Genomic DNA, 12,449 nt, shown 5'->3' on the forward strand with positions numbered 1-12,449 from the left:
GAGGGAATGGAGAAGGGACCAGTGGATTTTCAAGCAGATGCTATTGACAGAGTAATAAAAAATGCAATCGGAGTCATGGAGAGCAGTAAGGTCCAGATTCTTGAAATTCTTGAAACAGCGCGTAGAGAGCTGACTACACTGAACAATGAGCTTCAGCAGGTGATGAAGGAAACTGCGGAAACCGTTGAGAAGGTAGACCAACTTGAAATTAATTATCGTCGCTCACGTATCCGGCTAACCGAGGTTAGCCGTGATTTCGTGCGGTATAAAGAAGAAGATATAAAGCAGGCCTATGAGAATGCAACCCAATTGCAGCTCGACCTGCTTATTTATCGTGAAAAGGAAATGTACTTGAAGGCTCGCCGAGATGATTTGCAGCAACGGGCACGAAGTGTGGAGAAATCTGTAGAACGTGCCGAAACCATTGGTTCGCAAATTGGTGTGGTTATGGAATATTTGTCAGGTGAGCTTGGGCAGGTGACACGTATTTTAGAAACCGCAAAAACGCGCCAGCTTATTGGACTTAAAATTATTCTTGCTCAAGAAGAAGAACGCAAACGAATTTCCAGAGAAATCCATGACGGTCCCGCTCAGCTACTAGCTAATCTAGTGCTAAGGACGGAAATTGTCGAAAGAATGATCGTTAAGCAGGAATTTAAGCTAGTGCAGGACGAAATAGTTGACTTGAAAGGTCAAGTACGTGCTAGCTTGGAGGAAATGAGAAAAGTGATCTTTAATCTTCGTCCAATGGCACTAGATGACCTAGGCTTAATCCCGACTTTACGCAAATATGTGCATGATTACGAAGAAAAGACTAAAATAAGAACAACGTTTGAAACGAGAGGAAAGGAATGTAGACTCTCCTCTGCAATGGAAGCCGCTGTCTTCAGACTCATTCAGGAAGCGTTAAGTAATGCAGCAAAGCATGCTTTACCTTCTTATGTTGGGGTCGAAATTACGTATCAAGCACAAATGGTTAAAATTATGGTTAGTGATAATGGCTTAGGATTTAAGGTAGAGCAGCTAGAGGAAAAAACAAAATCTCATGCTCATTTTGGCCTCATTGGTATGCGTGAGCGGGTAGAATTGCTAGATGGTAGAATGGAAATAGAATCAACGGCAAATGTCGGAACAAAGATTATTATTCATATTCCAATTAATACGGACAAAGGAAAGGAGAATCAGGATGGATAGTGTTAAACCAACAATTAAAGTCCTTTTAGCGGACGATCATCAGTTATTTCGTGAAGGCTTAAAGCGTATTTTGAACATGGAACAGGATATTGAGGTTGTAGGAGAATGCGGAGATGGCTCTCAGGTGTTAAGTAGTTGTGCCATGTATCGTCCCGAAATCGTCTTAATGGACATTAATATGCCTTTGCTAAATGGTGTAGACGCGACAGCACAGCTTCGCCAATCTTCCCCTGATATTAAAGTGATCATTTTATCAATTCATGACGATGAAAGTTATGTGTTTGAAACGTTGCGTAAGGGTGCAACAGGATATTTGCTGAAAGATATGGAGGCAGAATCACTCATAAATGCGATCCGTACAGTAGCAGAAGGTAACGGCTTTATTCACCCTAAAGTAACAGGGAAGCTTATTCAACAGCTTCGTCGTATGGAATATGTAAGTGAGACAGGTGCAATGGCACAGGATCACGAGCTGCATGAGGCAGGTGTTAAGTTTGTTGCAGGCGATAACAACCCATTAACCCGTCGTGAAGCAGAAGTACTTCGTCTAATGGCAGAAGGACGTAGCAATAAAGTCATCGGCGAGCACCTGTTTATTAGTGAAAAAACAGTTAAAAACCACGTGAGTAGCATCTTGCAAAAAATGGATGTAGACGATCGTACACAGGCTGTTATTAACGCGATTAAATTTGGTTGGGTAACATTGTAATTCATAATTGTTAGTAATTATCGAAAAATTAAATGATTAAGTTTGCTATGAACTGAAATTGTACATATGTGAGCATTTGGCATATAGGCAATGCCCCGCCCAGTAACAGAAGCATCCTCTACGGCATACATTGTCGTATGGGAGGTGAGCTCCATGATTCCCTTCATGGGTTATATTTTATTATGTTACGGTGTGGCTGCAATTGCGGTTCATGCCATGTATAGATGGCACGTTCATAGACATCCAAAGTCTGTAAAGCGTGTTCATTATGTTCTAATTACGCAAAATCACGAAAATCAAATGGAGTGGGTACTAAGAGCGTTACACTGGTACTGCAAAATGAAGGGCATTGCACTTCGCGTCACTTTGCTAGATAATGAATCTAACGATGACACCTTGGCCATTGCTCAAAAGATGCAGACACACGGCATGGAAATCACCGTGGTTCAGGCTAAAGATCACCAAGCGGAAGAACTTCTTTCTAGACCTTTTTCGCAAAAGGGGACCGTAAATGAGACTACACGATTCGCTAAAGCTAAGCCAGATGATGAAACTGAAGTTGCTGACGGAGATGAAGAAGCTAGAGGAGCTTTAGAATCCAACAGATCTGTACAATCTAACGGAAATGTAGCGGGCAAAGGATTTAAAAGAGCGCTAGAAGTTGAATTTAACGAGGAAAAGCAGTTTTGCATAGACCTTCGGCTTCCGCAGGAAGTGAATCAAATCCCTTATGTACAAGTTTAATATGTTAGTGCATTCGGTATTACAGGAACCAAACAATATAGACCATGTGAAGTTAAAGCTGAGCAATCTCACTGATTTCTGTACATGGATAGTGTGAAGCACACACTTTAGGAAAAAACCTAAAGCTGTGTGCTTTTTTTGTTGTCTTTGAAAGTAGAAGGATGAGCTTGCCTGTGGTGTAACGGACTAAAGATCATCATTTGTAGATACGGAGTAATAAATCGTTTTTTATCACTCCACTTGATTTGATCAGAAGAACTTTTAAAGGAGGATAAACATGCGAGTCGCATTATATGCAATAAGAAGACTAGATTCAATGACTGATAATGCTATGTCATCGTCTAACCATGCTAGCAAAATAATAGATAAGTGGGAGCTGTTTGTTAGTCTAAATATTTGTATGGACATCTTATGGTGGAGTCATTGGGAACAGTGGAATCAAAAAGATGAAAGAGACAAAAAAGATGAAGAACAATATAAAAAAGATTTAGAACACCCAGGACACCCACAAGATCAACAACTAGATCAGTATCAGTATGCTACCTGTGATCAGAAAAATAACTTTAAATTTGCTCCTCCTGCTGCAATGCTCTTGCTGTCTTCCGATCTACCACTAGGCTGGGCGGTAATGCTTCGAGATAACTTCATATGTCAATCCCAAATGGATCATTGGACAAGCTCAGCTTGGCTAAAGTATTTAAATGTGCAATTATCGCCCTTGATGAAGGAGGAAGGCGTAGCTTTAAAGCAACAGTTTGGCAGTAATAGTAATAGTAATAGTAATAGCAAAAGCAATAGTAGCAGATTTGACAGAAGAGGAGCCAGAGGAAACGGTAATGTCGGTTTTACTAGTGATGCTACTTATAGGCTCCACATGCCGATGTGGTTATGGAGCCTGAATCAAGGGCTGACAATACAGGGCAGAGCTATGGTTAGTGAGATTACAGTTTATAAATCAGATGCGCTTGAAAATGGTCTTTCAGACCTCGAAATGCAGGATGAGTATTTTCCACATTTATTGTTAGAAGATGGGAGATTAAATGCAACAGTGGCAGGTTATATTGAGACTGGCTCTGATCGGTTATCCAATTTACTGGCGGGGCGCTCTTTGTTAGAGCAGGAGCTTTTGGTTTTACTGGAGGGCAGTGATGAATCGAACAAACATCTACCCCAAGAGACATACATACAGAGCCATGTAAAGCATCAGATAAATTCACAGGGATTAAATTTACATTATGAGGGGGGTGCCATGCCACTTCGTGGCGCATGGCGATTGATGGTGCAGCACGCCCAACTGTGTGGGCGTGTGGTGTTGACGTCTGCTGTTGCAGTGGCACATAGCAGACATGGGGGAGCCTCCGATCACGATGCTGCGCCCGCGTATCGGAGGCTCCCGCGCTTGCGCCGTGCTGCCCTGTTAAAATGGGCAGCACGGCGCAAGCTGGTGTACCGCTGCCGACGATGTGGCAGCGGGGTGCATGTCCGCACACCCTGCGGCTCGTGCGGATCACTGTGCTGCGCCTATTGCGAGGCGTGCCTCACGCTGGGGCGCAGCAGGGCGTGTGCGCTGCTGGTGCAGGGCAGCGCACACGAGGTGGCTGTGCCGATGGTGGCACAGCCGGAGCCTTGCCCCACCCCGTCCGTATTGGACAGGTGGGGCCTAAGTCCAGCGCAACGCGCAGCCGCAGGCGCGGCGCTGGACTTCCTGCAAGGAGCGCCACACGTTACACGTGTGGGGCGCTCCCATTGCTTGCGATTCTCGCTTCCTCATTTAGCGAATGCTCCTAAGTCTCTGTCACACCCACAACAATCACAACAACCCAATCGCTTTTTGCTATGGGCAGTTACAGGAGCAGGCAAAACGGAAATGATTTTCCCGTTACTAGCCTACGTGCTGGAGCAGGGTGGAAAGGCACTAGTCGCTACACCCCGCCGAGATGTGGTACTGGAACTAGCACCAAGGCTTAAGGTCGCCTTTCCACAAGCTCAAATTGCCACCTTATATGGTGGTAGCTCAGAGCGATTTAAACAGGGGAATCTAGTAATTGCAACGACGCATCAGCTTATGCGCTTTTCCCATTGCTTTGATCTAGTCGTGATAGACGAGCTAGATGCTTTTCCCTACCATAACGATCCAATGCTTGCCTATGCGGCAGCCCAATGCTGTAAACCAAATGGAAAATACATTTTATTATCTGCAACTCCACCTATCACACTTCAAAAGGAGGTTCAAAAAGGGGTTTTACCCCATGCTAAAGTACCTGCTAGATTTCATGGACACCCTTTGCCTGTACCTAAGCATATTGGGATGAAGGGGGTTACGGTTGCCTTACGTACCAAGCAATTGCCATCTGCGCTTATCTCTTCCTTGCATAAATCTGTACAAAGGGGAGCACAAATCTTTATCTTTGTTGCACGAATTAGGCACATTTCACCCTTAATTACTGTTCTAAAGCGATATTTTCCAACATTAGCGATCGAAGGTACATCATCTGAGGACGTGGATCGAGCAGAGAAAGTATTACGTTTTCGATCTTGTGATATTCGGATGTTGGTTACAACAACGATTTTAGAGCGTGGTGTAACGGTCAAAAAAAGTGACGTATACATTTTGGACGCGGATAGTGATCTATTTGATGAAGCCTCCCTTGTGCAAATGGCCGGACGTGCGGGACGCTCCAGTGATGATCCAGCGGGGCTTGTCATTTTTTCATCTTTAGATTGGACGACCTCTCAGCGCAAAGCGATAGCACAAATTAAGCAGATGAACACCCTTGCGGGAAAACGAGGGTATTTAAAATGATTAAGTTGATAAAAGCTCTTAAGTTATTGAATAGATTAAAGTTCTTAAAGTTCTTGAAGGGATTAAAGCGATTGAACTAAACTGGGGGCAAATCTTATGACTATAAATCCAGCAAAAAATCATTTGAAAAATATAAAAGACGGCTTCTACCAGCTATTAGCACCTAAAGGGAGATTTTGCTTACCCTGCGGAAAGCGAATTTCCGTTGTCGTACCTCATTATCCAGAGCTGTGTCAGGCTTGCTTTGAGAGGATTCATTGGATTAAGGAGCCAAGATGTTTAATTTGTGGTCGGCATGTAGGCTGCCCAGACTGTACTAGAAGGGATGACGCTTATAAACAAGCTGTACACCGACACTTTAAGCTTCACCGCAGCAGTGTTGCATATAGTGAAGAGATGTCTGAGTGGTTAGGCAGCTACAAATTTCGTGGAGATGAACGTTATGCGCCTTTGCTAGCCAAAATGCTTGTACAGGGAGCTAAAACGATGCAGCAACAGCTTACTAGTAAACTATTAACTAATGAACCATTAACTAATGAATTACTAGCAGATGAACCAACTAAAAAAGGTTCGATGTTTTATCAATATAATCAGTGTCGTCAATACAATCAGTGCAACCAGTTGAAACAGACCTCTCAACCTTATAATATTTTTAAATTGTTTAAAAATAAGGCTTTTAATTGGGATGTAGTTACCTATGTCCCGATTAGCGCAGAGCGGATGAAGGAGCGGGGCTTTAATCAGTCTTTCCCTCTTGCAGAGGCTGTAGCTAAGAAGCATGGTCTACCTCTTTACCCTTTACTAGAAAGAACCATGGATACGGACAAACAAAGTCATAAAAATAGATATCAGCGCCTGCAATCGATAGCTTCTTTATACCAGCCAGCACCCCATTCAAGGGCGTATATACAGCAAACATATCATACTAATAAATTCACTAATTCGCACCAAACAGATCAATGTCTAAACATCTTGCTCATTGATGATGTATATACGACCGGCAGTACGTTAAATGCCTGTTCACTTGCGCTAAAACAACTGGGAAAAGACATGCAAATCCCATTTGAGGTATATGGGCTCACATGGGCTAGATCATAATCTATAAGCCTAACCAATAGTCTAGCAATATTCTTTTGTCTACATTCATTATTTGCATACTTTGTTACTCGATTTAGACATTCTCAATATTTAATAAGCATTAAAAAGCATGATATAATTAGTACGAAAGTAGTGATTTTTAAAAATGACGGAACTACTTAATCCGAGCAACGACTTTGTATTTAAACGTATATTTGGGAGCGAAGAAAATAAGGATGTGCTGTTAGCATTTCTGAACCGTACCTTTATGGAAGCAGGAAGCCCACCTTTAAAAGAAATTACAATACTTAACCCCTACACCGATAAGGATGCGCCACTAGATAAACAATCTATTTTTGACATTTGGGCACGGACAGAAGCCGGTGAGCACATCAATGTGGAAATGCAACTGTTTAACAAGTATGATATTGAAAAGCGGACTTTGTATTATTGGGGCAAACGTTATTCCGCTCAGCTCCAAGAAGGACAGACCTACAAGACACTGAAAAAGTGCGTCACTATAAATATTTTAAATTATTCATTTTTGCCTAACGATATTTACCACAATACATTTCACCTAAAGGAAGATCTTACAGCGATTCAGCTTATCGATGATATTGAAATTCATTTTATTGAATTACCCAAACTAGACGGCATGGCTTTGCCTAAGCATAGTGGACTTATAAACTGGTTATTTTTTCTGAAAGGAACAGATAAAACAAACTGGGAGGTATTGCAGATGAACGAACCAACAATTAAAAAGGCGATGACCACCTTAGAGTTTTTAAGTCAAGATTTCGAAGCGAGAATACGTTACGAGGAGCGTCAGAAATATTTGCATGATGAAGCCTCGGCGATGGAATGGGCGATGGACAACGGCTTAGAGAAGGGATTAAAGAAAGGACTAAAGAAGGGGCAAGAGCAGGGCGAACGCCAAAAGGCTTTGGATATTGCAAAAAACATGCTTAAGGAAGGTCTTGCAATAGAACTGATCTCAAAAGTAACAGGACTAAGCGAGAAGGAGATTACGTCTTTGAAGTAAGACTCACTATACGTTTTACCTGGGAGGTATTGCAGATGAATGAACCAACAATTAAAAAGGCGATGACCACCTTAGAATTACTAAGTCAAGATTCCGAAGCGAGAATACGTTATGAGGAGCGTCAGAAATATTTGCATGATGAAGCCTCTGCAATGGAATGGGCGATGGACAATGGGTTGGAGAAGGGAAAACAGCAAGGCGAACGCCAAAAGGCTTTAGAAATTGCGAAAAATTTGCTTAAGGAAGGGCTTGCAATCGACCTGGTTTCTAAAGCAACAGGGATAAGTGAAAAGGAAATTATGTCTTTGAAACCTTTAAAATAAAGGGGAATGAAGCGTAAAATTAACTTAATATAAATTAATGAATTTTTTATTGGCTCAATCTTGAAATCAGTGCTTGACCGCTAACCCAAACTAGCGAAGAAACAGAGAGATTCTGAAGGTTGTCTCTTAAAATCAAATTCCATCCATAAATATACATTAATAAAAGGAATATGATTTTAACAACAATCGCAAGAACGCTCTGGAGCGTAGCTACCACCCTTCAGTCCATGTCAAGTACTGATACTTAAATAGAGCCCTTTTATTTATTAATGAGTTTTTTGTGTTTTGATGACAATTTTACAAAAAATGATAAAATCTATGGACGAACACTGTGAATATAAGGTAATCTAGCATCAATAATATGTTTTTTTGAAGGGAAGAGTCGGAAATGGAGATGAATGTCGGCAATTGCCCACGTTGCGGCAGATTATTTGCGAAAAGCTTCAGAGAAGTGTGTCAGGCATGTATAAAGGAAATTGAGATGGAATATGACAAATGCTTGCAATATCTCCGCGAAGAAAAAACAGCAACCATTCAAGAAGTATCTGAAGCTACAGATGTTTCTATTAAACAAATTACTAAATTTATAAAAGAAGGCCGTATTTCTGTTGCAAACAATCCAAACATGACCTATCCTTGTGAGGTGTGTGGGATTTTAATTCGTGAAGGGAATATGTGTGATTCCTGTAGACAACGGTTAACACGTGACCTGCGATCAGCGCAAGAGGAAGTCAACCAAGCACAGGATCAGAAAAATGTTGGACCTAGGGCTTATGGTGCGCTTGACAAGTTTCGTAGTAATTAGTGCTTATTCACGACAAAAAATAGCATAATATTCTTCATAAACCAAACATTCGCTATTCATAATGTTTTAAAATCCGCCGATAAACTTATTAAAGATTATCGGCTTTTTTATTTTAGTGCCATTTATACCCTTAAGACATGTTAGGGGATACTTGTTTAACTTACATTTACATGAGGTAAATAAGGAAGTAAATAAAACGGAACGTGATAACAAGAACAACTTAAAAATGAACTTACGATACTGTCATGGATAACATGGATAGACGCGAATAAAAATGGATTGAAGATTAATGAGATTGATGAATTACTTTTTTGAAAGAAGGGTGGAGCATATGAAAATTAATGAGACTGGACGAATTGGAGCGATGAATAGCTACCAACGTCAAATCGATTCACAACGTCAGGAAGTAAATAACAAAGCAAAACGTAAAGATGAAGTGTCCATTTCAGCAGAAGCAAAGGAATTATTACGAGCAGGTGAGGAAATGCAAATGAATGGTTCAGAACGGGCACAACGGATTGCAGAACTAAAGGAACAAGTGTCCACAGGCACTTATCGCGTTGAAACAGGCAAGCTTGTTGAGAAGCTTATTCCGTATTTTAAGTCCTTTGATCGGGAGTAGGAGGCAGCAATGACAGTAGACCGCCTTATACACACACTGCAGCAGCTAGATGATCATCATCGTGAAATGATCGACATCGCCAACGAGAAGAAGCAGGCTATCATCAAGGATGACGTAAACGGGATTATTCAAATTATGAATCAAGAATCTCGTATTCTAAAGAAGATCGAAATATCCGAGGCAGAACGCATTGAGGCTTGTAATCAGTTATTAAAAGATCGTGGGATAAAATCTCAGCTTAATTTAACGATTACCGAGCTTACAAGACTGGTGTTTGACCCAGAGGAAAAGCAAAAGCTACAACAAGCACAGCTACAGCTGTCCACGACACTTGCTGAGGTAAAGCAAATCAACGATTTAAACCAGCAATTGATTCAGCAATCGCTAAGCTTTTTGGAATTTTCGTTAGAGCTTTTTGGGGGAAGACAAGACCAAGAGGTGACATACCATCATCCAGCCGACAAGTTTGGTGGCGTGCAGCGTCCAGGGTTATTTGATACGAGAGGGTAGGTATTTTTACAGATTAATAAATTACTTTTTCACACTTTATAGATTGAATTTGGTTAGGGGGAAAATGACAAGTGGCATCTACATTCCATTCGATCGAAACAGCAAAACGCAGCTTGTTTACACAAACGGCCGCTTTAAATACAACAGGGCATAACGTGGCAAATGCCAACACAGCAGGTTATTCCAGACAAGTCGTCAACATGAAGGCATCTATTCCAATGGAAGCTTACGGGATGATGCGCTCCAATGTACCTGGGCAATTAGGGACAGGGGTAGAGTTTGATTCCATCATGCGGATTCGTAACGTATTCCTAGACGCACAATTTCGTGGTGAAAATAGTGGTAATGGAAGCTGGACAGTTCAATACGAGACCCTATCAAAAATAGAAGGCATTATGAATGAGCCCTCCGACACAGGGATTCGTCAGGTTTTAGATAAGTTTTGGAAATCATGGTCTGATCTCAGTAAAGACCCTGAAAATGCAACGGCACGTAAAATCGTATTAGAAACTGGTGCGGCGATGACCGATGCAATTAATTATATGGATCGCCAGCTTAACAATCTGACAGCAGATTTAACAACAAGCATTGGCATGAAGGAAACGGAAGCGATTAGCTATTTGAACTCTATTGCTGATTTAAATCAATCCATTTCACGCCTAGAAGGGCTTGGCGACGATGCAAACGATCTTCGAGATCAACGTGATTTAATTACAGATAAATTATCTAAAATTATTAATATTACCGTTACAGATGGAGATACAGGCTACAACATCATGATGGGGGGCACATCCCTTTTACAAGGAAATGCTGTTCAGGTACAACCTTCTCCTGCTGGGAACCTAGATGCTTCATTTTTAATTCAAGGCTTTGCATCTAATAACCTTCAAGGTGGAGAAGCCTTTGGACTAATCCTCGCTCGTGATAGCTATGTTGTAGATACTAAAAAGCAACTAAATGATCTAACCAACACCATTATGAACGGTACAATTAAAGATGTTTCTATTCCAGCAGGCTCTATGTTGCCTGAAGGTACAGTGGTTAACAAAGATACTACGGTTACGGTTAACGGTGTAGATCAACTAGTTACAGCAGGTAATCCGTTACCAGCAAATAGTACGCTCAAGGAAGCTACAACTATCGATGTAAATGGCTTTAATGGCTTGCATCAGCTTGGCTTTACACTAAATGGAACCACGGATCGTGGCCTACCGTTTTTTGTTGGAACTAGTGCAGGCACAATTGCAATTAACCCATTAATCGCAGGGGACTCTAACTTGTTAGCTACATCATTACGTACCGAAGCAACAGGCACAGGACAAGCAGTCATCAAAGGAAACAATACATTAGCGTTGCTGTTATCTAGCCTTAACGAAACCAAGTTTACAGCTGGAGATGGTACTCAATCTACCGTGAATTCCCAATATGCAGCGATGGTTGGTCAGCTTGGGGTTAAAGCAGAAGAAGCACAACGTCAAGCAGCTAACTCTGATGTGTTAGTCACACAAGTAGAAGCACAACGTCAATCTGTCAGTGGTGTATCTCTGGATGAAGAATTATCCAACATGATGAAATTTCAGCACGCTTACGCCTCTGCAGCACGTTTCATGACCACATATGACCAGCTTTTAGATAAACTCATTAACTCTACAGGCGTAGTAGGTAGATAAGGAGCTATAAATTATGATACGAGTCACTTCAAATATGCTAAACAACCAAATGCTGCTTAACTTGAACCGCAACGGTGTCAACTTAAACAACTTACAAACTCAGCTGACCACAGGACGTAAAATCAACAAGCCTTCCGATGATCCAGTGGGCATCACTTATTCCATGCGTTATCGGGCGGAGTTGTCTTCAAATGATCAGTATCAGAAAAATGTGAGTACTGCGCAGTCTTGGCTGGAATATACAGATACAGCGGTAGGTCAGGTAGGAGACATTTTGCATCGTGTGAAGGAACTGACGGTTCAGGCGTCAAACTCTACTAATCCTCAATCTGCATTGGACAGTATTAATACAGAAATTAAGCAATTAAAGGAACAGTTAATTGATATTGGCAACAGTAAGATTAACGGTAAGTATATTTTTAATGGTCAAACCTATGATAAGAAGCCGTATGACTTTCCTAAAGGTTCGGATAATCAATCAGATACTACTTTGGCAGGAGATATAACAACAGATACAGGTGAAATTAATTATTTCATCGGTGATAATATTCAATTATCAGTGAACGTTACTGGAAGTGATATTTTTGGTAATCCGTCTGAAAAGAACAGTGATCACATTTTTACAATGTTAGATCGTTTAAGTACTGCCCTTGAAGCTAGTGACTTTGACACAATTTCAGATCAGCTTGACCTTGTAAATACAAGACTAGATAAGGTATTAACCGCTAGATCTCAGGTTGGCGCTAAAACAAATCGAGTCGACCTTATGCAAGGACGATTAAGTGACTTAGAAATTAACCTTAATAATATGCAAGGTAGTGTTGAGGATGCGGATTATGAAAAGGTTTTGCTGAACTCTAAAATTCAGGAAAGTATTTATAACGCTTCTTTATCTACTGGAGCAAAAATAATATCTAACTCTTTAGCTGATTTCTTGCGGTAGGTGGTGA

Annotated in this window: 11 protein-coding genes and 1 pseudogene; all 12 read left to right on the forward strand. The window is 41.2% G+C overall.

What is annotated here, in order from left to right; translation table 11 throughout:
• The first annotated feature begins 21 nt into the window (after window positions 1-21).
• A complete protein-coding gene (locus ABE099_RS14885; RefSeq protein ID WP_210090576.1) occupies window positions 22-1,194 on the forward strand; it encodes a sensor histidine kinase in 1,173 nt (390 codons plus the stop codon).
• Window positions 1,187-1,903 carry a response regulator gene (locus tag ABE099_RS14890; protein WP_430031921.1) on the forward strand — a complete coding sequence of 239 codons (717 nt, stop codon included), beginning with the start codon at window positions 1,187-1,189 and terminating at the stop codon, window positions 1,901-1,903. The genes ABE099_RS14885 and ABE099_RS14890 overlap by 8 nt, the downstream gene beginning before the upstream one ends.
• Before the next feature lie 153 nt (window positions 1,904-2,056).
• Window positions 2,057-2,647: a hypothetical protein gene (locus ABE099_RS14895; protein ID WP_430031922.1), complete on the forward strand. Its 591-nt coding sequence runs from the start codon at window positions 2,057-2,059 to the stop codon at window positions 2,645-2,647.
• Between the two features lie 277 nt (window positions 2,648-2,924).
• The gene (locus ABE099_RS14900) at window positions 2,925-5,450 is read left to right on the forward strand and encodes a DEAD/DEAH box helicase (protein ID WP_430031923.1); all 2,526 of its coding nucleotides are present in this window, start codon (window positions 2,925-2,927) and stop codon (window positions 5,448-5,450) included.
• Between the two features lie 96 nt (window positions 5,451-5,546).
• Window positions 5,547-6,548, forward strand: coding sequence for a ComF family protein (locus ABE099_RS14905; RefSeq protein ID WP_430031924.1), 1,002 nt, complete (start codon window positions 5,547-5,549; stop codon window positions 6,546-6,548).
• 145 nt (window positions 6,549-6,693) lie between these two features.
• Complete coding sequence (locus ABE099_RS14910) at window positions 6,694-7,569, forward strand: Rpn family recombination-promoting nuclease/putative transposase (protein WP_430031925.1); 876 nt, start codon at window positions 6,694-6,696, stop codon at window positions 7,567-7,569.
• A 20-nt stretch (window positions 7,570-7,589) separates the two neighbouring features.
• Window positions 7,590-7,892: pseudogene (locus ABE099_RS14915) on the forward strand (Rpn family recombination-promoting nuclease/putative transposase); the annotation flags it as partial.
• Window positions 7,893-8,286: 394 nt separating this feature from the next.
• Entirely contained in the window at window positions 8,287-8,697 is a 411-nt protein-coding gene (locus ABE099_RS14920) for a TIGR03826 family flagellar region protein (RefSeq protein ID WP_210090827.1), read from the forward strand.
• A 331-nt stretch (window positions 8,698-9,028) separates the two neighbouring features.
• Window positions 9,029-9,319: a flagellar biosynthesis anti-sigma factor FlgM gene (gene flgM / locus ABE099_RS14925; RefSeq protein ID WP_210090817.1), complete on the forward strand. Its 291-nt coding sequence runs from the start codon at window positions 9,029-9,031 to the stop codon at window positions 9,317-9,319.
• A 9-nt stretch (window positions 9,320-9,328) separates the two neighbouring features.
• Window positions 9,329-9,829 (forward strand): flagellar protein FlgN, encoded by a 501-nt coding sequence (locus ABE099_RS14930; RefSeq protein ID WP_430031926.1) that lies wholly within the window; start codon window positions 9,329-9,331, stop codon window positions 9,827-9,829.
• A gap of 71 nt (window positions 9,830-9,900) precedes the next feature.
• Complete coding sequence (gene flgK / locus ABE099_RS14935) at window positions 9,901-11,499, forward strand: flagellar hook-associated protein FlgK (protein WP_430031927.1); 1,599 nt, start codon at window positions 9,901-9,903, stop codon at window positions 11,497-11,499.
• 13 nt (window positions 11,500-11,512) lie between these two features.
• Window positions 11,513-12,442, forward strand: coding sequence for a flagellar hook-associated protein FlgL (flgL, locus tag ABE099_RS14940; protein ID WP_430031928.1), 930 nt, complete (start codon window positions 11,513-11,515; stop codon window positions 12,440-12,442).
• Window positions 12,443-12,449: the final 7 nt, after the last annotated feature.

Origin of the sequence: Paenibacillus turicensis (assembly GCF_050461185.1) — a bacterium.
Classification (GTDB): Bacteria; Bacillota; Bacilli; order Paenibacillales; family Paenibacillaceae; genus Fontibacillus; species Fontibacillus turicensis_A.